The sequence below is a fragment of the Streptomyces afghaniensis genome (assembly GCF_044327915.1).
GTDB classification, from domain to species: Bacteria; Actinomycetota; Actinomycetes; order Streptomycetales; family Streptomycetaceae; genus Streptomyces; species Streptomyces afghaniensis.
Genome location: NZ_JBIRGJ010000006.1, coordinates 628,408 through 653,160 on the forward strand (window position 1 = coordinate 628,408; position 24,753 = coordinate 653,160).

The 24,753-nt window shown below is 64.4% G+C and carries 27 protein-coding genes and 3 tRNA genes; 23 read left to right on the forward strand and 7 right to left on the reverse strand.

What is annotated here, in order from left to right; all coding sequences use genetic code 11:
* Positions 1–95: 95 nt before the first annotated feature.
* Together ACH4G3_RS25350 and ACH4G3_RS25355 are read right to left on the reverse strand one after the other, a co-directional pair.
* On the reverse strand, positions 96–599 hold the full coding sequence (locus ACH4G3_RS25350) for a sigma factor-like helix-turn-helix DNA-binding protein (RefSeq protein ID WP_397626636.1): 504 nt from the start codon (positions 597–599) through the stop codon (positions 96–98).
* 315 nt (positions 600–914) lie between these two features.
* Complete coding sequence (locus ACH4G3_RS25355) at positions 915–1,421, reverse strand: MarR family winged helix-turn-helix transcriptional regulator (RefSeq protein WP_020272431.1); 507 nt, start codon at positions 1,419–1,421, stop codon at positions 915–917.
* Positions 1,422–1,584: 163 nt separating this feature from the next.
* Here ACH4G3_RS25355 and ilvA point away from each other — a divergent pair, with 163 nt between their 5' ends.
* The 4 genes from ilvA (at position 1,585) to ACH4G3_RS25375 (ending at position 4,947) form a co-directional block, all read left to right on the forward strand.
* Positions 1,585–2,814, forward strand: a complete 1,230-nt coding sequence (gene ilvA / locus ACH4G3_RS25360; protein ID WP_397626637.1) for a threonine ammonia-lyase — start codon at positions 1,585–1,587, stop codon at positions 2,812–2,814.
* Positions 2,815–2,963: 149 nt separating this feature from the next.
* Positions 2,964–3,941 carry an ATP-binding cassette domain-containing protein gene (locus tag ACH4G3_RS25365; protein WP_397626638.1) on the forward strand — a complete coding sequence of 326 codons (978 nt, stop codon included), beginning with the start codon at positions 2,964–2,966 and terminating at the stop codon, positions 3,939–3,941.
* A complete protein-coding gene (locus ACH4G3_RS25370; RefSeq protein WP_397626639.1) occupies positions 3,938–4,141 on the forward strand; it encodes an integral membrane transport protein in 204 nt (67 codons plus the stop codon). The genes ACH4G3_RS25365 and ACH4G3_RS25370 overlap by 4 nt, the downstream gene beginning before the upstream one ends.
* 8 nt (positions 4,142–4,149) lie before the next feature.
* A complete protein-coding gene (locus ACH4G3_RS25375; protein ID WP_397626640.1) occupies positions 4,150–4,947 on the forward strand; it encodes an ABC transporter permease in 798 nt (265 codons plus the stop codon).
* A 246-nt stretch (positions 4,948–5,193) separates the two neighbouring features.
* Here the strand turns inward: ACH4G3_RS25375 and ACH4G3_RS25380 are convergent, their stop codons facing one another.
* A complete protein-coding gene (locus ACH4G3_RS25380; RefSeq protein WP_397626641.1) occupies positions 5,194–5,541 on the reverse strand; it encodes an STAS domain-containing protein in 348 nt (115 codons plus the stop codon).
* 284 nt (positions 5,542–5,825) lie between these two features.
* Between ACH4G3_RS25380 and ACH4G3_RS25385 the strand changes: the two genes are divergently transcribed.
* On the forward strand, positions 5,826–6,131 hold the full coding sequence (locus ACH4G3_RS25385; RefSeq protein WP_397626642.1) for a hypothetical protein: 306 nt from the start codon (positions 5,826–5,828) through the stop codon (positions 6,129–6,131).
* Between the two features lie 210 nt (positions 6,132–6,341).
* Here the strand turns inward: ACH4G3_RS25385 and ACH4G3_RS25390 are convergent, their stop codons facing one another.
* Both ACH4G3_RS25390 and ACH4G3_RS25395 read right to left on the reverse strand, forming a co-directional pair.
* Positions 6,342–6,548 (reverse strand): DUF397 domain-containing protein, encoded by a 207-nt coding sequence (locus ACH4G3_RS25390; RefSeq protein ID WP_397626643.1) that lies wholly within the window; start codon positions 6,546–6,548, stop codon positions 6,342–6,344.
* Entirely contained in the window at positions 6,532–7,374 is an 843-nt protein-coding gene (locus tag ACH4G3_RS25395) for a helix-turn-helix domain-containing protein (RefSeq protein ID WP_397626644.1), read from the reverse strand. The genes ACH4G3_RS25390 and ACH4G3_RS25395 overlap by 17 nt, the downstream gene beginning before the upstream one ends.
* Before the next feature lie 350 nt (positions 7,375–7,724).
* On the opposite strand from ACH4G3_RS25395, the gene ACH4G3_RS25400 reads away from it, so the two are divergent.
* The 7 genes from ACH4G3_RS25400 to ACH4G3_RS25430 all read left to right on the forward strand — a co-directional run bounded on the left by ACH4G3_RS25400 (position 7,725) and on the right by ACH4G3_RS25430 (position 11,222).
* Complete coding sequence (locus tag ACH4G3_RS25400) at positions 7,725–7,958, forward strand: hypothetical protein (RefSeq protein ID WP_397626645.1); 234 nt, start codon at positions 7,725–7,727, stop codon at positions 7,956–7,958.
* A gap of 560 nt (positions 7,959–8,518) precedes the next feature.
* A tRNA-OTHER gene (locus ACH4G3_RS25405) sits at positions 8,519–8,615 on the forward strand.
* Positions 8,616–8,688: 73 nt separating this feature from the next.
* The gene (locus ACH4G3_RS25410; RefSeq protein WP_397626646.1) at positions 8,689–8,850 is read left to right on the forward strand and encodes a hypothetical protein; all 162 of its coding nucleotides are present in this window, start codon (positions 8,689–8,691) and stop codon (positions 8,848–8,850) included.
* A gap of 7 nt (positions 8,851–8,857) precedes the next feature.
* Positions 8,858–8,977: transfer RNA gene (locus ACH4G3_RS25415), tRNA-OTHER, on the forward strand.
* 4 nt (positions 8,978–8,981) lie between these two features.
* Positions 8,982–9,079: transfer RNA gene (locus ACH4G3_RS25420), tRNA-OTHER, on the forward strand.
* A gap of 36 nt (positions 9,080–9,115) precedes the next feature.
* Positions 9,116–10,234 carry a radical SAM protein gene (locus ACH4G3_RS25425; protein ID WP_397626647.1) on the forward strand — a complete coding sequence of 373 codons (1,119 nt, stop codon included), beginning with the start codon at positions 9,116–9,118 and terminating at the stop codon, positions 10,232–10,234.
* 172 nt (positions 10,235–10,406) lie between these two features.
* The gene (locus ACH4G3_RS25430; protein WP_397626648.1) at positions 10,407–11,222 is read left to right on the forward strand and encodes an aminoglycoside phosphotransferase; all 816 of its coding nucleotides are present in this window, start codon (positions 10,407–10,409) and stop codon (positions 11,220–11,222) included.
* Here the strand turns inward: ACH4G3_RS25430 and ACH4G3_RS25435 are convergent.
* Positions 11,209–13,557: a P-loop NTPase family protein gene (locus ACH4G3_RS25435; protein WP_397626649.1), complete on the reverse strand. Its 2,349-nt coding sequence runs from the start codon at positions 13,555–13,557 to the stop codon at positions 11,209–11,211. The two genes, ACH4G3_RS25430 and ACH4G3_RS25435, sit on opposite strands and share 14 nt — an antisense overlap.
* Before the next feature lie 500 nt (positions 13,558–14,057).
* Between ACH4G3_RS25435 and ACH4G3_RS25440 the strand changes: the two genes are divergently transcribed.
* From ACH4G3_RS25440 to ACH4G3_RS25450, 3 genes are all read left to right on the forward strand, one after another.
* Positions 14,058–14,543: an ATP-binding protein gene (locus ACH4G3_RS25440; protein ID WP_397626732.1), complete on the forward strand. Its 486-nt coding sequence runs from the start codon at positions 14,058–14,060 to the stop codon at positions 14,541–14,543.
* A gap of 170 nt (positions 14,544–14,713) precedes the next feature.
* Positions 14,714–15,079, forward strand: a complete 366-nt coding sequence (locus ACH4G3_RS25445; RefSeq protein ID WP_397626650.1) for an SH3 domain-containing protein — start codon at positions 14,714–14,716, stop codon at positions 15,077–15,079.
* 281 nt (positions 15,080–15,360) lie between these two features.
* Positions 15,361–15,633 (forward strand): hypothetical protein, encoded by a 273-nt coding sequence (locus ACH4G3_RS25450; RefSeq protein WP_397626651.1) that lies wholly within the window; start codon positions 15,361–15,363, stop codon positions 15,631–15,633.
* A 730-nt stretch (positions 15,634–16,363) separates the two neighbouring features.
* On the opposite strand, the gene ACH4G3_RS25455 is transcribed toward ACH4G3_RS25450, so the two are convergent.
* Positions 16,364–17,128 (reverse strand): GntR family transcriptional regulator, encoded by a 765-nt coding sequence (locus ACH4G3_RS25455; protein ID WP_397626652.1) that lies wholly within the window; start codon positions 17,126–17,128, stop codon positions 16,364–16,366.
* Between the two features lie 281 nt (positions 17,129–17,409).
* Here ACH4G3_RS25455 and ACH4G3_RS25460 point away from each other — a divergent pair, with 281 nt between their 5' ends.
* The 8 genes from ACH4G3_RS25460 (at position 17,410) to ACH4G3_RS25495 (ending at position 24,733) form a co-directional block, all read left to right on the forward strand.
* Positions 17,410–17,748: a hypothetical protein gene (locus ACH4G3_RS25460; RefSeq protein WP_397626653.1), complete on the forward strand. Its 339-nt coding sequence runs from the start codon at positions 17,410–17,412 to the stop codon at positions 17,746–17,748.
* The gene (locus tag ACH4G3_RS25465; protein WP_397626654.1) at positions 17,748–18,200 is read left to right on the forward strand and encodes a hypothetical protein; all 453 of its coding nucleotides are present in this window, start codon (positions 17,748–17,750) and stop codon (positions 18,198–18,200) included. The genes ACH4G3_RS25460 and ACH4G3_RS25465 overlap by 1 nt, the downstream gene beginning before the upstream one ends.
* Complete coding sequence (locus ACH4G3_RS25470; protein WP_397626655.1) at positions 18,200–19,537, forward strand: FtsK/SpoIIIE domain-containing protein; 1,338 nt, start codon at positions 18,200–18,202, stop codon at positions 19,535–19,537. The genes ACH4G3_RS25465 and ACH4G3_RS25470 overlap by 1 nt, the downstream gene beginning before the upstream one ends.
* On the forward strand, positions 19,534–19,725 hold the full coding sequence (locus ACH4G3_RS25475) for a hypothetical protein (protein ID WP_397626656.1): 192 nt from the start codon (positions 19,534–19,536) through the stop codon (positions 19,723–19,725). Before ACH4G3_RS25470 ends, ACH4G3_RS25475 begins: the two co-directional genes overlap by 4 nt.
* A gap of 61 nt (positions 19,726–19,786) precedes the next feature.
* Positions 19,787–20,149, forward strand: coding sequence for a hypothetical protein (locus ACH4G3_RS25480; protein ID WP_397626657.1), 363 nt, complete (start codon positions 19,787–19,789; stop codon positions 20,147–20,149).
* Between the two features lie 119 nt (positions 20,150–20,268).
* Positions 20,269–21,717 carry a replication initiator gene (locus ACH4G3_RS25485; RefSeq protein ID WP_397626658.1) on the forward strand — a complete coding sequence of 483 codons (1,449 nt, stop codon included), beginning with the start codon at positions 20,269–20,271 and terminating at the stop codon, positions 21,715–21,717.
* 275 nt (positions 21,718–21,992) lie between these two features.
* Positions 21,993–23,999, forward strand: coding sequence for a recombinase family protein (locus tag ACH4G3_RS25490; protein WP_397626659.1), 2,007 nt, complete (start codon positions 21,993–21,995; stop codon positions 23,997–23,999).
* Complete coding sequence (locus tag ACH4G3_RS25495; protein WP_397626660.1) at positions 23,996–24,733, forward strand: ABC transporter permease; 738 nt, start codon at positions 23,996–23,998, stop codon at positions 24,731–24,733. Before ACH4G3_RS25490 ends, ACH4G3_RS25495 begins: the two co-directional genes overlap by 4 nt.
* The last annotated feature ends 20 nt before the right edge of the window (positions 24,734–24,753 follow it).

A 24,753-nucleotide genomic window follows, 5' to 3' on the forward strand; every position in this document is an offset into this window, starting at 1 on the left:
CTCAGCAGAGCACTCACCGGTAGAGCACTCACCGGTAGAGCAGTCACCGGGAGAGCACTCGCCCAGGCGGCTCGCACCGAGAGGGCCGGATGGATTCATGACGGCACCGCCTTCGCGGCCTTCACCGCCGGGGCCGCGCCCCGCGAGCGGTGCAGCAGGGTCGTCGTCGCCCGGTGACAGATGGCCCGTACGCGCTCCGCGGACAGGCCCAGCAAGGCCGCCGTCTGCTCCTCGGCGACGCCTTCGTAGAGCCTGAGCACCAGGATGAGCCGCTCCTGCGGGGTGAGCGGGGCCAGGGGGCTCGCCGGGTGCGGCCGGGAGCGGCCGAGAGCGCCGTGGTGGTGCCACGCGCCGCGAGCGAAGCGGGTCGCCAGGTACTGGCGGGTGCGGTCGTACGGATCCTCGCCGCGCAGCCGGTCCCAGCACGCGTAGGTGTGCGCCAGCGACAGGGTCAGCAGGCGCCGTGCGCGGGGGTTGTCGTCCGGGGCCTCCGCGGTGAGCAGGGTGGCGGCGTGCAGCAGCCGCCCGGCCGCGCCCGCGACGAACGCCTCGAACTCCCGGGTGCGACGGGTTGCCCGGGACGCATGCCGCTCTCGCATCGCGCCTCCCGCCCGACGGCGACCCTGAGGATGCGGACCCGCCGGGTACGCGCGCGACGGTCGCGTACGACGGGGACCCGGTCTCATATCAGGCCAGGGGTGGCCCCGCGGTCAAGAGCCGCGCACCGGGTCGGGGCGGCGGGTGGCGGCGGCGGGCGCGGGCCGCACCGCGGCCGGAGCCCCGCCCGGGCCCGGCCGGCCTACTGCCACACGGGAGGCGCGATGCGAGAGCGGCAGGCGCGTCGCGTCCCGCCCGCGGATCCGGAGTCGGCGTCCCGCCTGCTCCGTCCCCACGCGCGCGTGGGGGTCAGGGGGTCAGGACGGCGACTGCGCCTCCGGCCCCGGTACCCCCTGTACCGACATCCGGGCGGACAGCGCGCTGTTGAAGCGCGTGAGGAGCGAGCAGAACGCCTCGCGCTCCTCCGGCTCCCAGTCCTCGGTCAGCTCGGCCATCAACTGCCGCCGGGAGGAGCGCACTTCCTCCAGCCGGGACTGCCCGCGCGGGGAGAGCTGGAGCACCACGGCCCGCCCGTCCTCGGGGTGCGACGTGCGCTTGACCAGGCCGGTGTCGACGAGCGGAGCCACCTGCCGGGTGACCGTCGAGGAGTCGATCCCCATGCTCGCGGCGAGGGCCTTGACGCCCATCGGGCCCTCCTTGTCGAGACGGTTGAGCAGCAGGTACGCGGCGCGGTCCATGGAGTTGCGCACCTGCCCGACCCCGCCGAGCCGGGTCTGTTCGGCACGGCGTGCGAACACCGCCACCTCGTGCTGGAGCGTGTCGAGAAGACCGGTGTCACCGACGGTCGTCATGTCCATCGACATTTCAGGTGTTGTGGGCATGGCCGGGGGCTCACTTCGTGGAGGGCTGGCTGATTGGGGGACAGGGTACGCGGCCGGGGGGCGGGCCGTACCGGCGCTGCGCAAAGCGGGTCTCGGAGGTTGGTCACAACGGCCGTTCCCGCTCGTGAACTGCGATGCTGGAGTCATGAGCTACAGCACGGCTGACTCCTTGCGGCCCGTCACCCTCGACGATGTGCGCGGCGCCCAGAAGATGCTCTCGGGCGTGGCGCGGGTGACCGCGATGGAGGGCAGCAGGCACCTGTCCCAGCTGGTCGGCGCGCCGGTGCATCTCAAGTGCGAGAACCTCCAGCGGACGGGTTCGTTCAAACTGCGCGGCGCCTACGTCCGGATCGCCGGTCTGCTGCCCGAGGAACGCGCCGCCGGTGTCGTCGCCGCGAGCGCCGGCAACCACGCGCAGGGCGTGGCCCTGGCGTCCGCGCTGCTCGGCGTGCGCTCCACGGTGTTCATGCCGAAGGGCGCCCCGCTGCCCAAGGTCAGCGCAACCCGGGACTACGGGGCCGAGGTACGGCTGCACGGCCATGTGGTCGACGAGACGCTGGCCGCCGCGCAGGAGTACGCGACCGAGACGGGCGCGGTGTTCATCCACCCCTTCGACCACCCCGACATCATCGCGGGCCAGGGCACGGTCGGCCTGGAGATCCTGGAGCAGTGCCCGGAGGCGCGGACGATCGTGGTCGGCATCGGCGGGGGCGGGCTGGCCGCCGGGATCGCGGTGTCGGTGAAGGCCCTGCGGCCGGATCTGCGGATCGTGGGCGTCCAGGCGGAGGGCGCGGCGGCCTATCCGCCCTCGCTGGCGGCGGGCCGGCCCGTCACGGTCGAGAATCCGGCGACGATGGCCGACGGCATCAAGGTCGGGCGGCCCGGTGACGTGCCGTTCGGGATCGTCGGCGAGCTGGTCGACGAGGTGCGGACGGTCAGCGAGGACGAGCTGTCCGCCGCGCTGCTGCTGTGCCTGGAGCGGGCCAAGCTGGTCGTGGAGCCCGCCGGGGCGAGCCCGGTCGCGGCGCTGCTGAGCCGGCCCGGCTCCTTCGAGGGGCCGGTCGTCGCGGTGCTGTCCGGCGGCAACGTCGACCCGGTGCTGATGCAGCGGGTGCTGCGGCACGGCATGGCCGCGCAGGGCCGCTACCTGGCCGTCCGGCTGCGGCTGACGGACCGGCCCGGAGCTCTGGCCACACTTCTGGGTGTGTTGTCAGTGGTCGACGCTAATGTCCTCGATGTGAGCCACGTACGAACCGACCCACGGCTCGGGCTCACGGAGGCGGAGGTCGAGCTGCACCTGGAGACGAAGGGCCCGGCGCACTGCGCCGAGGTGGGCCAGGCGCTGCGCGAGGCGGGCTACACGGTCATGGGCTGACCGCCTCCGGAGCCGGGTTCAAGATCCTTTCGTCACACCGAGTACAACGCGGGAAACCTCATTGTGAGACGCGATACATCGCGTTATGGTGTGTCAGTGCAATACGTGATCCATCCTGTCCGGCGATCCCCGAAGACGTGGAGACTTTTATGCCAGGCGCCATCTATGCCGAAGGTCTGGTCAAGACCTTCGGTGACGTAAGGGCCTTGGACGGCGTCGACCTCGACGTGCCCGAGGGCACGGTCCTCGGCCTGCTCGGGCCGAACGGCGCGGGCAAGACGACGACCGTCCGCTGTCTGACCACCCTGCTGCGCCCCGACAGCGGGCGGGCGGTCGTCGCGGGCATCGACGTGCTCAAACAGCCCGACGCCGTCCGTCGCTCCATCGGCCTGTCCGGCCAGTTCGCGGCCGTCGACGAATACCTGACCGGCCGCGAGAACCTGCAGATGGTCGGCCGGCTCTACCAGATGAAGGCCAAGGCGGCGAAGGAGCGCGCGGCCGAGCTGCTGGAGCAGTTCCACCTCGCGGACGCGGCCGACCGCCCCACCAAGACCTACTCCGGAGGCATGCGCCGCCGGCTCGACCTCGCGGCGGCCCTGGTCGTCTCGCCGCCCGTGATGTTCATGGACGAGCCGACGACCGGCCTCGACCCCCGCAACCGCCAGCAGCTGTGGGAGGTCATCAAGCAACTGGTCTCCGGCGGCACCACGCTGCTGCTGACCACGCAGTACCTGGAAGAGGCCGACCACCTGGCACACGACATCGCGGTGGTCGACCACGGCAAGGTCATCGCCAAGGGCACCTCCGACCAGCTCAAGGCCCGCACCGGCGGCGAGCGCGTCGAGGTCGTGGTGCACGAGCGCGAGCACATCCCGGCCGCCGCCGAGGTGCTCGCCGGCTTCGGCAAGGGCGACACCACGGTCGAGGAGCACATGCGCAAGCTCACCGCGCCGGTGACCGGCGGCGCCAAACTCCTGGCCGAGGTCATCCGGGAGCTGGACACCCGGGGCATCGAGATCGACGACATCGGCCTGCGCCGGCCGACCCTCGACGACGTCTTCCTGTCGCTGACGGGACACGTCGCCGAGGCGAAGAACGAAGAGAGCGACGAGGAGGCCGTGAAGTGAGTGCCGTCACCGACACCGTGCGCGTCGCGCCGGCCACGAACCCGGTCAGCCAGTCCATCCGGGACTCGATGGTCGTCGCGCAACGCAACCTGATCCGCATGTCCCGGATCCCGAATCTTGCTGGCGCGTATCCATCACGATTCACTTCGCCGCGAGTCCGAGGTCAGCACGTGAGCGCTTGGAAGGGGCAGGCGAAGTGAGTAGCACCATGAGTGACTCCCTGGTGATCGCTCGGCGGAACTTGATTCGCATGAGCAGGATTCCCGAGATGATCCTCTTTGGGCTGATCCAGCCAGTGATGTTCGTGATCCTCTTCACGTACGTCTTCGGCGGCTCGATGAAGATCGGCAACACAACCGACCCAGACGTCTACAAGAACTTCTTGATGGCGGGGATCTTCGCGCAGACCGTTACGTTCGCCACCGCAGGAGCGGGCGCTGGCATCGCGGACGACATGCACAAGGGCCTCATTGATCGCTTCCGCTCGCTGCCGATGGCGCGTGGTGCGGTGCTGACCGGCCGTACCGTCGCAGATCTCGTGCAGACGGCCCTCACCCTGCTCGTCCTCGCGATCGTGGCACTGCTCGTAGGTTGGCGCCCCGGCTACGAGGAGCCGACCAACTTCGCAAAGATCCTGGGCGGCTTCAGCTTGCTACTCCTCTTGGGATACGCCTTCACGTGGATCGGCGCACTGATCGGGCTGTCCGTGCGCACGCCGGAGGCGGCGACCTCGGGAGGTCTGATCTGGCTGTTCCCGGTGACCTTCATTTCGAGCGCCTTCGTCGACTCCAGCCAGATGACCCCCTGGCTGCGGCATGTCGCCGACTGGAACCCGTTCAGCGCCACTGTCCAGGCGTGTCGTCAGCTCTTTGGTGACCCGGGAGTGTCCCAGTCCGATGCATGGCCCATGCAGCACCCGGTCTGGGCCTCGCTGATCTACTCGATCCTGATCATCGCGCTGTTCCGCACCCTGGCGGTCCGCAAGTACCGCCGGGCGGACGGTTGATGGCTCCGCCATCTTCAGACTCGTTCGCCACCCGACCGCACGGCTGCGAACTCTGGCCGCCGCCTGCCAGATCACCGAACGAGCGGTCCAGGCCATCGTCGCCGACCTTGAGCAGGACGGCTATCTGCATCGGCAACAAACCGGACGGCGCAACCAGTACACCCTCAACCTCGAGAAACCACTGCGGCACCCGGCGGAAGCCGGCCTCATCGTCCGCGACCTCGTGGAACTCGCTGCCGGTGAGGCTCAGCCTTCGAAGGCGGCTTCCGCGTCGGTGACGGTGCCATAAACTCGCAGGAGTTGATCTACCCCGGTCATCTGCAGGATCGGCCGCAACGACTCAGGCGCACACGCCAGGACCAGCACAGTCCCGCCCGCATCAGCCTGCCTCCAGGCTCCGATCAGCACGTTCAGCCCGGCTGAATCGCAGAACGAGACACCGGACAGGTCCAGCACGATGAAGCGGGAGTCCCGCGAGAGCAGTTCCTTGAACTGCGAGCGGAGCACCGGCTCGGTCACGTAGTCCATCTCGCCACTGACCCTCGCTACCATGCAGCGGCCGGAGAGGATCGCCTCGACCGAGGGGTCAGCCACGACACTCTCCCAACCGTCTCGCCAGGAGACAACGCGCCAGAATCTCGACAGGAACCTACCGCCCCACTGCCCCGCCCAGGACGTCCTACGCAGCCCTTCACCCGGTCGTCGTCCTTTCGGGATGGCCACCGCAGCCACCCGGACGATCTTCGAGTGTCAGCGGACGTGAAGGTCACAGGCTCGTGCACAATCCCCTCATGGAGCCGCTGCCTGTTCCCTGCCCCGCCCACCTCATCCCCGTCGCCAGTGGCACCGGGGCTTTCCATAAGGCATACCGTCAGGCTATGGCGCACGGAGCCGTGTTCGTCGCCATCGAAGCCGACGGTCCATGGTGGACCGTGAAGGCGGACACACTCACCGCTGGTTCCGGACACGTTGTCGACGACACCGTGAACGACGCAATCCGGGCTGCGATCGTCCGCTTGGTCCACAATCGCGAAGTCGGGACGGACGCATACACAGGACCCGTCTACTTCATGATGCACGACGTCTCAAGCGAGGAGCGAGCCCGTGAACTCGCAGCTGCACTCCACGCCGCCCTGCACGGAGACCTAGAACCTCTGCACCGCGCCGTTCCTCCCACGTCCTGACCTGATACGCCCAGACCAGGACCCGCTGGGGCCACCTATTAGATCCTCACGAGGGACAACTACAGATCCTCGCAGCCCGCAGACCTCATCGACGCCCGAAGGCACGGGGCCACCTATCGATCGAAGTCACAGTTCCCTCGTGTCTGGGACAAGCGAGAGCCCCTGTCAGGAACACGGACAGGGGCTCTCGCGACTCTGAGTCGTATGGGGTCAGGCGGTCAAGTGTTCCACGAAGCTCTTCCACTGCTGGGAAGGTATGAGAAGGGTTCCGGCCTCCGGATCCTTGCTGTCCCGGACCGGGACGACACCAGACGCGGCAGCAACGTCGGGAGCCATGATGAGGCAGTTCCCCCCTCCGTTACCGCTGTAGCTCGATGCGACCCACCGGGCACCGGCGAGGTCAGGGGTGGTGCTCATCAGGAAGTGCCTCCATAGCGGACTGGATGAAGTCCGCACTCTCGGACGGGGACAGCGCTGAAGCGCTGAGCAGAGCGTAGGCCCGTATCAGGCTCAAAACCTCAGGCTTTTCTTCCAGCAGTGTCCCCGTACTGATGCCTTCCTCATAGGCTATGAGCTGGCCTTTGTCGAGGGTCCACAGCGCCAGGGAGCCGCCTTCAAGGGCGTGCCCTCCGTGACTGAACGGCAACACCTGGACGAACGAGGTAGGCGTCAGGGAGAGATCCAGAAGCTTCTTCAGCTGTTCCCGCATCACCGCAGGCCCACCATAGCCCCGGCGTAGTACCGCCTCATCGAGGATCACTGAGTATTCCGGCTGCGGCTCACGCATCAGGAGTGCCTGACGGCTCAGCCGAAGCGTCCAGAGATCATCGATCTTCCTCGCCGATGCCTTCGGGTCGTGGGTCCGGAACTGAGCCTTCGCATAGGCCTCAGTCTGGAGTAGGCCAGGAACGATCTGCGGCGTGTACTCCCGGATGATGACTGCCTGAGCCTCCAGCTCCATCCGACGCTTGAACTGATCAGGGTGAGCTTCCTTCGTGCAGAGGGGGTAGAGCTCGCAGAACGTGTCTCCAGTACCGAACAGCCTGTCTAGCTGAGCAGGTAACTCCGGTGGGGGCATGTACTCGGCAGTCTCGACCCTGGCCAGGTGGCTCCTGCTGATCGACAGCTTGCTCGCCAGAGCCTCAAGGGACATCCCTTGCTCTTCGCGCAAAGAACGGATCTTGGCCCCGAACAAGTGTCGGGCACTCCGCTCCGGCGTCAACTCCTTTGCCGGCCTGGCCATCTGCACCCCCGTTTTCCCAAGATTGAGGTTGGGACACGAACTTGTGGAGAGCGTAGGGGACTCTCGGTGATGCTGGGGACACGCAGGGAGATCCGGCCCTGAGAGAGGTATCCCCCCATGCCCATGATCAGCCAAGCACTCCTCAGACGCGCGTACGACCCCCGAAGCCCTGAGTTCCAACGGGTCTTGAGGTACTACCCCGTTCTTCGCACTGCCATGGAGCACGGAGTGTCCGTGGTGCTGGAGCGCGCGAGCCGGGGGCGTCGACTGTGGGTCCAGGGCATCGGTGTCAGAGATCTTGCAGAGATCTCAGGCGTGGTCCATGCGGTACTTGAGGAGAAGGGAGCGGCATGAGCGCCAAGACGGAAGCCCCCTACGTTCCCGAGATCTTCGAGTTGGTCAGGGATGCGGGTGCCAGCAAGGTTGGCGAGGTACGGGGCAAGGAGGGCCCCTACTACCAGCTTCGGCCCGTTGGCGGGGGCCGGGAGTGGGACGCACGCCCGGAGAACATCCGCGAACTCACACAGGAAGAGCGGCTTCGGGTGCAGTTGCGGACGGTGAACCGTAGGAGCCGTGGCCACTAGCGATCTGCCACAGGGCTGGTACTGGGGCCGCTGCATGCTCTATTGCCGACAAGAGGGTATCCCCGTCAAGTGGATCGGAAACATCCGCATCCCTCTCGGAGAAACCCCGATGCACGGCTGTCGGCCCTGTGTCGCAGAGCTTGAGTACATGGCTCAGCAAGACATCCAAGCAGCGGACATGGCCGCCCTGGTGGCTCGATGAAGGAAGGTATGGCAGTGACCGCAGTGGCACGACAGATACCGTGTTCCAAGGACGGTCTTGAGCCCGGCATGATGGTCTACGACCGTGGTCACGACCTGCCAGCGGTCATCAGGGCTTCGAAGGGCGCAACGCCAACATTGTCCTTCTGGAGCGCCCTACGGGGTATGGATGGCGCGCAAGCCGTATCAAGGTGCGTAAGGCCACTGCGTGGGAGAAGAAGCAACTAAGGGCCCCGGCCAAGCTCCACAGAACCCGTAAACGGGGTGTAGGTCCCACATGATCTCGTCCCTGTCAGATGTTCTGAACCGAAGCCTCCCCCGACTTCGGATTGGATTCCCTGGCAGGGACGGGCAGCCCCGCCCTTGAAGCTCAGAGGTAGAGCGCGGAAGCCCGTTCCCTTTGCGGGGTGGACGGTTGCGACTTTCGAGACCCTGGTTCGAGTCCGGGCAAGGGTACGTGAGAGACCATGATGACGGTGAGCACGAGACGCAGCGGATATATCGCAAACTCAAGTCGGCTGTAGAGGAGGTGCAGTATCTCGACAAGTACACACCATCCGCCTGGAAGGACCATTGCCACGAAATGGCGCAACTCTTCGGCGACTTGGACCTGTTCCTGACGATCGGCGGGGATATCCCGGAGGAGTGGGTTATCGGGGCTCCGCTCAGCACCGATAGCGACGACAACTAAAAACGACCCCCTTGTAGCTCAGTCAGGAAGAGCAACGCCAAGCGTGCGAATCTCAACCCTCCTTTCCATAGGAAGATCTTGCAGAGACCGCATGTGGGAGACCCCGGTTCGAGTCCGGGCAAGGGGAACCCGCCCTCGTAGCTCAGTCAGGAAGAGCAGGCGCCAGTGTCGCTTTTAGTCGAACGGCCACGTCCGCGCCAAGACTCCGGTTCGAGTCCGGACGAGGGCACTCAGCGAAGTCACAGACATCTTGGCGGAGGAAGCCATGCATCAGGTGATCGTGAGCCCTCAGCACAGGAAATTCGTCGCGTTACGCCCTGGCTCCCGAGGGGGTATGCAGCTTCCTCGGGATAAGTATGAGGAAGTACGTGACGCGGTGAAGGCCGAGGTCCCTCCGCCGAGGTGGTTCACCGAGGCCGCAGCAACGTCCTGGGGCCTGAGCCTGGCGGATGCGCCGGCATCAGAAACGGTCCTGGTCCGGCCTGAGACGACACTCAACTACAGCCGTGCCACGTGGGAGATCAACAAGGGATGCAACTTCGCGTGTGACATGTGCGTGGTCTGGCAACGCCCCTTCGCTGGGCTCCCCATGGAGCAGAAGACCGCGCTCCTGGAGATGGTCAGGGACACAGGCGTTCTCTGGTTCCAGTTCACGGGCGGGGAGCCCACCATTGATCCCCACTTCATCGAGTCGTACCGCACGGCGTACGGCATGGGGATGATGCTGGAGATTCTGACGAACGGATCGCGGCTCGACCACGCGCCCACTCTGGAAGTCCTCGCCGAGTTGCCGCCGCACAAGGTCACGGTCTCGCTGTACGGCGCCACGGCCGAGACCTTCGAGGCCCTGACGCGGACCCGTGGGGCGTACCAAAGGGTGATCCGGGGCCTGAGGGCGGCCAGGGCCGCCGAGCTGCCTCTTGAACTTTCGATCATCGTCACCGAGCACAATTCCCACGAAGTCGATGAAATGAAGGCCCTGGCGGACAGTCTTGACATTCCCTTCAAGGTGTTCGCCAACATCTCTCCGTCCTACGACGGAGACAAAGGCCCTCTCGACTTCCAGGTCACCGAGTACATCAACCGAGAAGAGAAGTTCCGCGGATGCCCCGCCGGACACACCTTCTATCACCTGGACCCGTTCGGCAGCGCAACCATGTGCAAGGTCGGACGCGAGAACCCCATCAACCTCATGCGGACCGGGGTTGGTGGCCTGAGGGATCTGCCGCTCATCGCAGATGCTCAGATGCTTCGGACTGGGGGGTGTAGCGGCTGCAAGCTGTCCGGCTCCTGCCGGGTCTGCCGACCGCTCGCCAAGCTCTACCAGCAGGCCGAAGCGCCGCTCAGTCACTACTGTCAGCACGGATTCAAGGAGGCGTCATGAACACTGACACGACCGAGGAGACCACCGTCGTCCTGGTGGACGACGTGGACGCCCTGACGGGCGACATCGAGCCCGGGTGCGGCAACGACAACCCGTACAACTGATCCACCACGGTCCAGGCGCGGGCCTCGCTACGGCGGGGCCCGCTTCGCGTTGATGAGAGAGTGACCCGATGGCGTCTCGTACCACCTTTGAAGAGTTGCCCTCGGCCGTCCGAACGGCCATCGAGTCCCACACAGGACGGATTCACCGCGTTGACCCTGTGTCCTCAGGGCTCAACAGCCAGCTTGCGGCCCGCCTGCACTGCGATGCCGGCGACGTGCACGTGAAGGGTCTTCGCTCCGACCATAAATGGGCCTGGACACAGCAGCGAGAAGCCGAGGTGAATCCCTTCCTCAAGGGCATTTCCCCGGAACTGCTCTGGCGGGTTAAGGGAAGTGGCTGGGATATCCTCGGGTTCGATCTCGTTGCTGGGCGCCATGCCGAATACAGCCCAGAGTCAGGGGACCTGCCTCATGTGGTGGACCTTCTTAGGAAGCTCGGAGAGGTCGAACTTCCCCCAATTGACCTGAGGGAAGCGGGGCAAAGGCTGAGCAGTTACGTGGATGGCCCTTCTCAGCTCCGCCTTTTTGAGGGAAAATCCCTGCTCCACACGGATCTGAACAACGAGAACATTCTAATCCAAGGGAATGGAGCCTACATGGTCGATTGGGCCTGGGCCACACGAGGAGCATCCTGGCTCGACGCCGGATACTGGGTAATTTGGCTCATGGCCGCTGGAAAGCACACCGCAGAACAGGCAGAAAAGTGGGCCCAAAGGGTTCCGGCATGGGAAACAGCGACTCCCAAGGCCTTAGAGGTCTTCGCCTTGGCCAACTCTCGAATGTGGCGAGAGATCGGGGGAGAAGACCCCGACTTCTGGACCTCTCGACTGGTACAGGCTTCGCAGGAGTGGTCTGAGCACAGGCAGAAGATCACCCAGAGGTGAAAATTCGAATCACGTGCTTAACACCCTGAGACCAACCACGTCGGCGCGGTATCAACGTATGACCATCCGCTCGCACCAGGGACATGAATTCCCGAGCATTCACATGCAGATCTAGCTGTCCGGGCGATGGAAGGTTGGAACGCCCGAAATGACTGGCTCGCGACAGAGAACTAGTTTCCACAAGGGCTTGCATTGAGCGCACGCCGTGCTTATATCGAGGAGCCCGCAAGAAGGCATTTAGTACGCCGTCATCAATGTTAATATAGCCATCGCGCATGAGCTTATACTTCTCATCTGCAAGCCACGCACGGAGAAGGATCGCACGGCGAATTATGTAATATGGGTCGTTCGGACCCTGAGGGTCGGTCCCGAGCAAGTTGATGTGACCTCGTATCCTGCTCAAAAAATCCGGCCCCTTGGCGTTTCTAAACCCAGGCTTCCGCTCGAAAGAATGCAAACTGTCTGAGGTGCCCCCCGCAAAGACAAACAGCGCCTGGCCGATCGGGTGTTCAACTTCACCGGCTCTAAACTTCCCATCCTGCATAGGATACAAGAAATATCGGAGCCATCCGAGATTCCCGCCGTATTCCGAATCAAACTCATCCCAAAAGACTATAGGGAACTTTCCGCTGAGTCCGTCATCTCGCACGACATGTAGGGCATCCCAGAGATCATCAACAGACCCGAATTGCGAGAGGTTAAACTCTCGAAATTCATGATCGAATTCAAGCGATTCGACTACTTGTTTGACCGCGTAAGATTTACCACTCCCTGGTGCCCCGAAAACTGCGATTGAAATCGGTTTCGGCTTCGTCACCGCAGCTCCATTTCGGTAGCCTCGAACCAGATTGCGTATGGATTCAAAGCTTTCGATTTCTTTCCGATCGACCGTCAGTAGATCACCATACTCTCCGACTGGAACGTTAGGCAATGCCATATCGACGTCATATCTTACGACACTCTCTGCCACTTTTTGGATATTCTCAGAGAGGCCTCCCAATATTGACCATTTGGATGCGCCGAACTCAAGCGGACGTCGAGAAGGATTCGGAACGCTTGCCTCACCGAAAATGCCGCCCTTCCAGCCATATTTTTCGAAGTGCTCTATACTTTCTTTTACGGTCGAGGTAGGAAAACTGATTGCCGGCAATCCACTCCTTGTTTTACTCTCGACATACCCTTTGCTGTACGCCGCCCTCATGGCTTCAAGGGCTGCTTTAACGGCAGCGTCGATGCGGACGGGGGAGCGGCGCTGCAGGCAGTGATCCATCATCTTCCTGGCTATTGCCGCTGTAAGCGTAGTGGTAAATCCCCACATGCCTCCCTGCTTGAATTTTGATGCGTCTTCCATGCCCTTGCGGTCGAAGTACAACGTGAAGTCACCTCGGTCGCGATCGTAGAGTAGGGCGCCAACCGGTCCGAAGGACACGACCACATATCGACACCCGGGCAAATCTGGGTGACTAAGTATTGCGGTCACGCAGTCCTCAGCGGTCCTTTCCCATGAAAGACTCTTACTGATCTCTATTTTTGGATCGTATCGCAGATCTTCCGCAGTTGTAACAACTATTAGCCGGTCAAGGCGCGCTTTACTGCTCCGGATTCGCTTCCATAGGTCTCCTTTAGCTATGCCAGCGTCGTCACTATCCCCTTCGCCATAGCCAATCTCGACAATCGTCCACGGAATATGCCTTGGGTCTTTTTCGATCGACCGTGGCCAGCAATGCGCTTTATGACTGCCTCTGTATCCCACGCCTGCATCCTCAATTACGACAATGTCGGGATTATCCCTATCGCCCACGATCTCGTAGTCGAGGTGCTCTTCTTCCGGGGACAAAGGATTTAGGCCTCCGCATTTCTTCGGCCGAGGACTGTAACCCTGAATCTGTATCTGTCGCCAGCCCCTTTTCTCGTCCGGGGATTTTGTCCCGTCGGGGACTTCCGTCCCCTCCTGGGCAGTCTCCTCCTGGATAGCTCCCTCCTGGATAGCTCCCTCCTGGATAGCTCCCTCCTGGATAGCTCCCTCCTGAGCGCCCCCCTTCTGAGCTTCGAATTCCTTTATGGTGACAAAGTAGTGATGATATTTATTGAAATTTGTGTCCTCGAAATGCTCTCCCCAGTCTGGTGATGCTACATGAAAATCTGCTGGCGCGAGCTGCCTGATCAAGTTATCCAGAAGCCACGCTCCGCCCTCCAGCGGCCTAACGCCGACTCTTTCTTGGTCATACCACTTTCCCACAGGTTCGCCGAGCTGCTCTTTCCGTGCTTTGCTCGTGAGCGCCCAGCCAATGACCGCGTCTCCGGATATAACTATGCAATGCTTGGAGGAAGCCATAAGCGCACATCTCCCGCAGCGCGGCCACTCTCGGCGACTAGTTCGCTCGGTGTGGTTCTAGCGCCTTTCTGTCCACTCTTATTCCAACACTCCGGCGGCCTTCACGCAAATGGAGCAGTCTGCCGGTTTGGTTGACACTTCGACGAATGAAACCAGAGATACTAGGGCCTCTAATTAATTGATGAACGACTGTCTTTAGGAGCCGGCAGGGAGCGAAGAACGCGCAACCCGTCCACGCGACGACGGGGCGGCAAGCTCGTGCTGTTCCAGCAGTCCGACATCCGATGGCACTCGCGACCTTCACGGGAGCGACGTAACGACGATCCATCACTTCCATACGGACGCCGGCCCTACTCTGACCAGCGAAAACGCAGTCGTCAGACTCGAAACACAACAGCCCATTTTGTCTCACCACCAACCGACAACTCGGCTCATTGTGTTAGCCGTTGTAAGCGCCTGGCGTGCGGCCCTGTTTCGAGGGTAATCGGGCGCCGTTGGCCGTGTTGCTCAGGACGAAGGTGGCGGTGGGTTCGGTGGTGCCGGAAGATGACGAGCTGCTGGATAGCCGCTTGACCTTGTCCGTCGCGTTCGACGGTAGCGAGTCGATCTCTGAAGCTCGGGATGCTGCCCGCCGTTTCATGATCGAGTTGCAGGTTGTTCACGGGGTCCCGGTGTCTGATCGTGCGCTGGGCATGGTCGAGCTGGTGGTAAGTGAGCTGGTGACCAATGCCTACAAGTTCGCGCCGGGACCGTGTCTGCTGGACGTAAAGCTGGTCGACGGTGCTCTGGAGGTTGGTGTTTGGGACACCGATCCAACGTTGCCGACGGCCTCTCCTGCTGATCCGGGACGGGCCGGGCGTCACGGCTTGGAGATCGTGATGGTGGTCTGTCGTAGCGTCGAGATGCGGCGCGAACCGGTGGGCAAGCGTGTAGTAGCCACGATCGCGCTCGGGGATGACCCAGAGAGCACCCTGCCGGCCGCCTGACCTGATCAGGCGAGTCAGGCCACTTCGCGTCTGACGGCTGCACCTCTCTCTCCACTCATTCGGATAAGTGGTTGACCGGTCGGCCCGACCGCATGATGCTGAAGCTCGTTCGGATGAGTGGCTGGGTAAAACCGACCGCTCCGGCTGTTTTCACGAAGGAGTTTCTGATCATGGAGCGCAAGACTCTGCGGACGCTCGTGGTGTCCGGTGCGTTGGTCGCGGGTGTGGGTCTCGTGGGTGTGTCGGCGGCGTCGGCGGTGATCCCGTCGCAGCAGGCTTCGGCGCCTCGAAGTGAGTCGTATGTGTCGGACGTGGTGACGCGCACGGCGACGGTCGACGGGCTTCGGGTCCGTACGGGCGTGGGCACGGACTCGGGTGTCCTCGGCCAGATATATGCAGGTGAGCCCGTGCAAGTGATCGCATCGGCGTACGACTCCGGGGGGCAGCGATGGGATCTGGTGATGTTGCAGCGCGACTCTGTGGGCGGTCTGCCGGGCGGCTACGTCGGGTGGGTCACGGAGGAGTTCCTGTACTGACCTGACGTTCAGTAAGGGGCCGATGCGGGCCCCCTCTCTGCCTCGGCGGAGAGGGGGCCCGACTGCGCTTGGCGCCGTCGGCATGTGATCAAAAAATGGGTAACGCGTGACTGATCGGTGGCGGTTTACCCGGCCTTGGCACTTCGGCTTGGTCAACCGCGTTGCCAGTTCAGGCGCCATAAGTAGACTTCGTGGTCCGTTTTGGATCTGAACGAATGTTCGGGGTGGCAGGGATAGGCGGTCGCAGACCAACACGGCTGTTCGCTGGAGAGAGTTGCGCGATGGTAGAGAGCACGTCGCAGGGCGGAGCTTACGGGGGTCCGGAGGACGCGGTGTTCGTGCCCGGGGTGGACTACGTGTCGGCCTGGCGGGACGCGGACGCGGCGGCGCAGGAACTCAACGCTGCGGTTGAGGCTTTAGGGCTGGACGCCCGGGTGGTGCGAGCGATACCGCATGCGGCAGTGAACGGCGAACCGGTGGTGTGGATACGTCCGGAGGCGGTTCGGCTGCTCGCTGACCGCCTCGTCTCAATGGCGAGTCGTGAGGCTGGCTGAACGCACACCTGGATGGAGGGGAGCACTTGATGCTGCGGGGCAACTCCTGGAAGACGGGGGCGGGATCGCGCGTGTGGGTCCAGCGTGACCGTGGCGGGGAGTTCATACGCTGTGAGGGATGCCCGCGCCCGATCCGGATCACAGGGTTCGGCACGGCGGCATCGGCGGCTCGCAGGCACGCGCGTACCTGCCGGAGGTAGGCCTACGGCTCGCCCCCTGGGATCCGTTCGCCGGCTCACGGTGAGCTGCCCTGTCAGTCACCCCAACGGTGGGAAACGTACTGGTGACGTGCGTGATGACCTCACGCGCGTACGGAGTTCGGCCACGACGAAACCCGCATCGCGCGTGAGGTTGTCACGCGTGGGCGGGGTCCAGGGGTGCGCCATAGCGCCCCTGGTACCACCGGCCTTCACTCACTTCGTCACGGACTCGCGCGTCCGGGAGGGTGGCGTTGGCGCTCCTGAGCAACCCGCTTCGCCGTGATCCGAGTTGGCGCCTGCGGGCAGGAGTATTGGGGCCGCAGGAACGGCCTGCCCGGTCCGGTGAGCGATCGGGCAGCACAAAGCCCCCGCGACGATTCCGCGGGGGCTTCTCTGTTTGCTCGGGGCGGGTTCGGGCTGCGGGGCGGTCTGGCCGTCCGGCCGGGACCGGCCGGAGGCCGCACGCCCGGCCGTGGCGGCCGGAGCCGCCCGGCGCGCCGAAGGCGCGCCCTTGAGCAAGTAAAGAGAAGTTACGCCGATTCGGATCGCTGGCGGGGGCGCTTGGCGGTTGCCCTGGTCGGCGTTGCCGGAAACGTGAGCTGGCACGTGGCGGCGGGCACCTTCAACTCCTCGCACAGCAGCGGGCGGCCATCCTCGGCACTGGCGGTGACGCGGTAGGTGATCAGGAGCGGACCGCCGTCGCCGAGTCCGAGCGCGGTTCGTTCGTCCGGGTAGGGGGCTCGTGCCGTGACGTGATCGGTGAACCGGAGGGTTAAACCGGCATCGGTGAGTCGGTCGTACAGTTCGCTCACGGGCGCGTCGGGCTGCTCGGCCAGACTGGGTGCGTCGGCGGCCGTGGCGAGGGGGATGAGCACGCGGTGTGCCATCCGGGTTCCGGTCTCCTGGTCGTACACCAGGCGATCGACGCTGATTGCGTCCTGGTCTTGCTGGCCGAGGTAGATCGCCGGAGCACCGTCGAGGGAGGTCCGGCTGACGGCGGGTGTCTCCGTCTCGGTCAGTTCCGGCAGGACCCACCTCGATTTCGTGGTCCGCTGGATACCCCGGTCCACGCTGACGGGCGGCACGGTGTCTCCGGTGCTGATGACGATGGAGCCCTTGCCCTGGTGCTTCTCGATCAGCCCCATGGCCTTCAGCTCCGCCATCGCTGCCCGCACGGTGGCCTTGCCGACCCCGTACATGCGCTCCATCTGCACCTCGGAAGGAAGCGTCTCGCCCACCTCGTAGCGGCCCTGCTTGATGTCCTCGGCGACCTTCTCCGCTAGCTGCATAGACATGCTCGGGCGGCGTTGGATGTGCTCGCGTGCTGCCATACGTCGGGGCGTCCTTCTTCGTCGTGGTCTGCTCTGGTGTGCCGCGTTGTCTTGTCAGTGGTGCGTGGTATAGGCGCTCAACCACTCATGAGGATAAGTGGTTGACCGCCTCAGGCCTAGCGGGTCAGGATGTTGGCTCGAACGCACTCATTCGAATGAGTGGTTGAGTGACTGAGTAGTGAGCGAGGTGAACCACTGTGCAGAACAAGCCTGTTGACGTTTCGAGGCTGGGAGTCATCCGTTGTGTGATCGCTCCTGAGGCGCGGATGACGCCGGAGGGGGAAGTGCGCCGGGACCGTGAGGGCAACCCGACATGGGTCACGGGGCTGTCCGTCCGGCAGGCGGAAGGGCGCCGGACCGATGTGATCCATGTCGTGACCTCGGGGGAGCCTCGGGGCATCACTGAGGGCGCCGAGGTGCGCGTGACCAACCTGTGGGCCAATGACTGGAGCGTCGACGGCCGTTCGGGCACGTCCTACCGGGCGGACGCCCTCACGTCCGTGACGGCTCCGGCTGCTGCTCCTGGTGGCTCGGGTACGGCGTCGGCTGCCGGAGCGCGCGGGAAGTCCGGAGGCGACTCCTGATGGACCGCTACTTCTGGCACCTGTCCAAGGCCCAGGAGGAGGGGCAGGCGTGCGTGCTGTGCGGGGCCAACTATCGCCGGATGAAGATCCCGTCCGTTGAGGTCGGCAAGGTCCCCGAGACGGAAGCCCCTGTCTACGCCTGCGCCGAGCCGTGCGCGGAACGCATTGCCGCTGAGGCGGAAAGCATGGCGCGCGAGATGCGTGAGGCGGCGGCGGAGATGGGCGCCGGCTGGGACACCTCGGCGTCTGACCAGGGTGAACTTGGCGAGGACGGCCACTTTGGTTCGATGCTGCGAGACCTGCGGGCCCTGGTCGGCACGGAATCCCTGCTGGCGGTCACGGACGACATCGACAGCCTTCGCTTTCTGCTCAGCATCACGGCCCGTCACGCTGAGGCGGCCATGATCCGCGCCCGGCTGCTGCTGGCCCGGACCATGAGCGGTGACGGCTGATGCCCGGCTCGCTGATCGTCTGGATTCTCTCCGCGCTGCTCATCCTCGGCGTGCTGACGCAACGCTGGTGGGAGCCGAGGTTGGATGCCCGGGGTGTGCGCTGGCGCGCGTGGCCGTGGCGGTGGTGGCTGATCGGCTACCCGCAGACGGCGGTGCGGGTCTGGTGGACGTGGCGGCGCCTGTCCTACCTGAACGGGCTCTCGGTGAGCATGACCCCGGACCGCAGGGTGATGGGCAAGAACCTTGTGGTGCAGGGGACGGCGCTCAAACCCAAGCCTCCGCGCCGAGCCTGGCCGATGCCGACGCGTACCGGCCTGACGCTGCGGGTGATCCTCCACCCCGGCCAGACTCCCGCACCGTTCTTCGCGGCGGCTCGGGCCATGGAACACGCCTGGCGGGTGCACGGAGTGCGTGTGCGCTCCCCTCGCCGGGGAGAAGTCGTCATCACCGTCACGGCGGCCGACCCTCTGACCGGCAGGGCGCCCGCTGCCGTGCCTGCGCGCCCCGAACTGCTGTCGGCGAACGTCGGGCAGATCGAGGACGGCGAACCCTGGCTGATCAACCTGCGGAGGGTCCCGCACTGGCTGGTCACAGGCGCCACGCAGTCCGGGAAATCCTCCCTGCTCGCGGCGCTCGTGCGGGACCTGGCGCCTCAGCCGGTCGCCCTGGTCGGTATCGACCTCAAAGGCGGCATGGAACTCGGCCTGTTCGGCGGGCGGCTGTCCGCCCTGGCGATCGACCGACCCCAGGCAATCGGCCTGCTGTCCGGCGTCGTCGACGAGATCACACACCGCATGGGCGTATGCCGGGCGGCGGGCAAACGGTCCGTTTGGGAACTGCCCGACAACGAACGGCCCGTGCCCATCGTGGTGATCGTCGATGAACTGGCAGAGCTGTACCTGACGGACGGCTCCCGGCAATCGCGGGACGAGGCGGAAGCATGCGGAACCCTGCTGCTGCGGGTGGCACAGCTCGGCGCAGCCCTCGGCGTCCACCTGGTGGTGGCTGGACAACGAGTCGGCTCCGACATCGGCGCCCGCGTCACGGCACTGCGCGCCCAGCTCGGCGGACGGGTCGCCCACCGGGCGCACGACGAAGCCTCCGCCGAGATGACCTTGGGCGACATCAACGCCGACGCCGTTGTGACCGCGCAGTGCATCACCGAGGACGAACAGGGAGTCGCCGTGGTCGCCATGAGCGGCCAATGGACCCGGGCACGCTCGCGCCTCGTCACCACTGCGGACGCGGCCGAGATCGCCCGCACAGAGCCTCCGGTGAATCCATTCCTGATTCAACCGGACCCCATCGAATTCACGAAAAGAGGTGAAGAGAAGTGAGTCAAGGAACGCTGTACGTCATCGACGGCATGCTGTTTCTGTACGCCTTCATGATCGCCCGATCGAGAGAAGTCCCCATCCATCAGGTGATCCTTATCTGTCTGGCGGGCTTCCTGCTCGCCATGACCCCCCTCGGCTATCCGTTCTGGACGCTCTTCCTCGTCATCGGAAACGCCCTGTTCGGCTAAGCCGCCACTCGTCGAGACAGGAAACAATCCCGTCTCGCCACCCAAAAAGGAGAACAAGCAAATGCACGTCCTGACCCTCAAGCGTTCCGTTACGGCTGCCGCTCTCAGCCTGGCCACGGTAGCGGGAATTACCGCCGCCGCCACCGATGCACAGGCTTACGACAAGAGCACCACCACGATTTCCTGCAACGCGGCAAAGGTCCGCGCGCAGCCTTCCAAGAACGCAACCGTCAAGGGAATCGCCTACAAGAAGGACAAGATTCTCTTCGATCAGTTCGCCTATAAGCAGAGCGAAAAGACCTGGTACACGCGCGGCAAGGTCACCAGGAAGTCTGACGGCGCGAAGATCTACGGGTACGTCGCCTACATGTGCGCGAATCCGTACGAGACCAACCCGGCGCCGACCCCGAAGATCCCGAAGTAAACCGAAGCATCTCGTATCGCACCCTTCTAAGAATCCAGACGCTTCCCAAGAGCTGACCCAAGCCGAGACAGGAGCCAACCCATGACCGCCGCGCCTATCCCTCGCGAAAGGGGGCCCCCATGCATCCGGCCACGGATAAGGCGCGGCGCTCAGTCCTCCACCAGGCTGAGCGTCTGCGCCTTCTTTCATCTACGGAACGCGACCTGATCCGCCTCGTCCATGAGCCAGGATTCCCGCGCTGGCTCGAACAGATCAAATCCATTGGCGGCTGCGCCCACCCCATCTATCTCGCCGGGCACACCACAACCCGAGACGCAATCACCGGCGAAATCCTGCGGCACTACGACACATACGGGGAACCGGGCGGCCGTATGCCGGTCCGCTGCCGCAACCGCCGAGAGACACGCTGCGAACCCTGCGCTCGCCTCCACGCTGGCGACACCTTCCACCTCGTCCGCTCCGGCCTGCTGGGCGGCAAAGGCGTACCCGACCGCGTCCAGCTCCACCCCCGGCTCTTCGTGACGCTCACCGCGCCGTCCTTCGGAGCCGTGCACCGCGTCAGCGGCCCTGAGAAGGCCGTATGTCGCCCTCGGCGGGACGGTGGAGTCTGCGAGCACGGACGGCCCTTGGGCTGCGGCCAACGGCACTCCGAGACCGATCCCGCCGTAGGCCAACCCCTTTGCCGAGAGTGCTACGACTACCCCGGACACGTCCTGTGGCACGCATCCGCCGGCTCACTGTGGAACCGGTACTGCCACACCCTCAGGCGGCATCTAGCAACTGCGGCAGGAATCACCCAGACCCGCCTACGGGAACACCTCACCGTCTCATTCGCCAAAGTCGCCGAATACCAAAAGCGCGGCGCCGTCCACTTCCACGCAGTAATCCGGCTCGACGGACCAGAGGGCCCCGACTCTCCCCCGCCGCTCTGGGCGACAACCGAACTGCTGGAAGGGGCTGTTCGTTCTGCGGCCGCTACCGTGGAAGTTCGTAGCCCGTATTCACCGGCGACCGGAGAACGGGAGATTCGGTGGGGAGAGCAACTCGACGTTCACCCGATCAGTTCAGACGCCTTCACCGAAACAACGGCCGTCACTGACAGTGCCGTTGCTGCCTACGTTGCCAAGTACGTATCTAAGAGCGTGGGCGATTCGGGAGGCGTCGACTATCGCATAACCGACTACGAAAGCATTCGACTGGCTCCCGTGAACTCCCACATGCGGTCTCTCATGGCTGTTTGCTGGCGACTGGGCGGCCTGGCCGAACTGGGGAAGCTGAACCTGCGGGCTTGGACTCACACGCTCGGCTACCGGGGGCATGTGCTCACCAAATCCCGCCGGTATTCCACCACTTATGGGGCGCTTCGAGCGGTGCGGGCAGAGCATCGTGAAGGGGCTGCCCTGGCGGAGCTGTACGACGGTCCGACCGTTACCGATGCTGACTGGCGTTACGTGGGCTCGGGGCACTCGCCGGCTGAGATGGAGATTGCGGCGGGCATCGCCGAGGACCTCGCCTGTAGTCGCGAACTGGCACATGAAGAGTTGCTTGACCCGATGGGGTGCCCGTGAGCGACGAGAGGGCGAGGGAGACTCCGCAGTCGGGTCGAGTGATCTCCAGGTGGCGGGCGGTTGAGTGGGGCGAGGGTGAATTGCATCGCCTAGCAGGCATCCTGCTTGACCACGTGCCCAAGGAGCCGAAAAAGAACGGAAATTGGCGTAGATCATCTAGCGACTAGCTGATAAGGCGGCTAGCCTGATGGGACATCACATGGAAGACCCCAGGGGGCGGGCACCCCCTGGGGTCGGCCGGTCAAGGACCGGCTGCCAGTCACGGAGGGACTGACATGGGAAAGAATACCGTTGCGCGCGGACGCCGGAAGGCACAGAGCCTTATCCGAGTTGCCATCTATCTGCGCGTCTCCACCGCGCAGCAGCTCGAAGGGTACGGCCTGAAGGTCCAGGAGGAGCAGTGCCGGGCGTGGCTTGCCTACGCTCTGCGTGGACAGAAGTACGTGGTTGTCGATGTGTACGTGGATGGCGGGGTCTCTGGGAAGCTCGCCAAGCGTGACGACCTGGACCGCCTGACCGCCGACGTCATGGGCGGCAAAGTTGACTTGGTGGTCTTCGGCAAACTCGACCGCATCGGCCGCACCATGAAGAACATCCACCGTTGGGTGTACGACGTCACCGACCATGGCTCCCGAGTGGCCACTGCTGACGGTCGGATCGACTCCGAAGACGACATGTTCGGCATCCAACTTTCGCTCCTCGCCTACATGGCCGAGGTTGAGCATGCTCTGATCCTTGAGCGCACTTTGGGCGGCCGGATGCAGAAGGCTGCTACCGGCGGTTGGCCATTGGGTGAACCGCCCTTCGGCATCATGCTCGACGCGGACGGAGAGCCTGTGCTCAACGCGAAGGAGGTCGAGCAGATCGAGGCGTATGCCGCCTTCATGATCGATTCTCCTGAGCCCGTGACGCAGGAGGACGCGGCCCGCCACCTCAACGCCCTCGGGTACACCCAGCGCAACGGCAAGCCATGGGTGGGAGGCAACCTCGGCCGGCGCATCGAGGCCAGCCTTCGCGGTTACGTCGAGTTTGTATTCGCGGGCGAGAACGAAGACGGTGACCCCATCACCACGACCTTCCGTATCGACGTTCCGAAGCCACTGTCAGAGGAACGCATCGAGCAACTACGCACCGCCATCAACCGGGGCAAGCGCGTCAAGGGCAAGCACTCCCGGTACCTGCTGTCCAACCGCCTCATGAGCGTGTGCGGAGCGCACCGAACGGGCAGCACCATCGCCACAGGGCGCTACTACCGGTGCATGGGTCGGCGCATCGAAGGGGTATCGCCCGAGAGCCACGAGGATTGCTGGGAGCTGCCGGTTGAGGACGTCGACGCGGCCGTCTGGTCCGAGATCGAAGACTTGTTGGAAGACAAGACGAAGCTTCACGAGCTGATCGCCAAGTGGCTGGGCAGCGTTCCGGAACGGGCGGCTTCCTACCGGCGCCGACTGGCCGAGCTGGACGAGCAGCTTGAGAAGAAGCGGTCAAGCCGCAAGCGCAAGATCGCCTTGCTGCTGGCCTCGGCCGAGGACGATGACGACGACGCTGCCCTGATTGAGGAGCTGAAGGCGGAGCTCAAGCAGCAAGAGGAGGAACTGCTTCAGGAGCGGAGCCGCGTAGCGGATTGGCTGGGCGACGCGGAGGCACAGGAGGAGCGGGCCCGGGAGCTACTTCACGCGGTGGACAGGATCGACACTGCGGCGGAGAACTTCACCCTTGATCAGAAGTTGGATCTTCTGGAGCTGCTCGACGTTCAGGTCCAGATCATGGACAAGGGAGTGCCTCGGCATAAGGGTCTGGTTGACCCCATCACGGAGTGGCACCGCGAGAAGGACGTCCCCGTCCCCGCCGGGCTGACAGACGAGATGTGGGACAAGGTCAAGGAGATCCTGTCGGGTACGCGACAGTGGAAGGACGTGCGCGGAGCGTTCGATGTGATGTTGGAGAAGCTGCGCACCGCGAAGCCGTGGAGCGAGTACAGCGGATGCGAACGTATCGGCGGGAGGGCCTATGCGTCGTTGTACCGGCGTGTCCACCACTGGTTCGACTCTGGGCAGTACCAGGCCGCGCTAGAGGTTCTGAGGCCCTATCCAGCGGTCCCAGTGCCGCCTTCGTACGTGCTGCCTCGGATGCTGGTCACTGGTGCGGTTGACCCCAAGTTCACCGCTGCCCAGGTAGCAGGGGAGTGTGATCACGGCCGTGGGTGCAGTGGGGGCGACGGGATGGGCGGCTGCCCGAGCTGCAACCTGGCAGGTACGGGCGAACAAGTTTCCCGGAGATGATCATCTACGGGCTGATCCAGCCGATCATGTTCGTGGTGCTGTTCACCTACGTCTTCGGCGGTTCCATGCAGATCGGCAGCAGCACCAGCGCCGTCGACTACAAGAACTTCCTGATGGCGGGCATCTTCGCGCAGACCGTCACGTTCGCGACCGCCAGCTCCGGCGCCGGTATCGCCGACGACATGCACAAGGGCCTCATCGACCGCTTCCGGTCCCTGCCCATGGCACGCGGCGCGGTCCTCACCGGGCGCACCCTCGCCGACTCGGTGCAGACGGCCCTCACCCTGGTCGTCCTCGCGGTGGTCGCCCTCCTGGTCGGCTGGCGCGTCGGGTCGGACGGCGACACCAACCTCGGCAAGGTGCTCGGGGCCTTCGGCCTGCTGCTCCTGCTCGGGTACGCGTTCACCTGGATCGGCGCCCTGATCGGCATGTCCGTCCGGACCCCGGAGGCGGCCACGTCCAGCGGTCTGATCTGGCTCTTCCCGGTCACCTTCATCTCGAACGCGTTCGTGGACACCAGCCACATGACCCCGTGGCTGCGCCATATCGCCGAGTGGAACCCCTTCAGCGCCACGGTCCAGGCCTGCCGTGTGCTGTTCGCCAACCCGGGCCAGTCACCGTCGGAGGCCTGGCCGATGCAGCACCCCGTCTGGGCCTCGCTGATCTACTCGATCCTGATCCTGGTCGTCTTCCGGACGCTGGCGGTGCGCAAGTACCGGTCCGCGACGGCATGACGATGCCCCCGGCGCCGCGC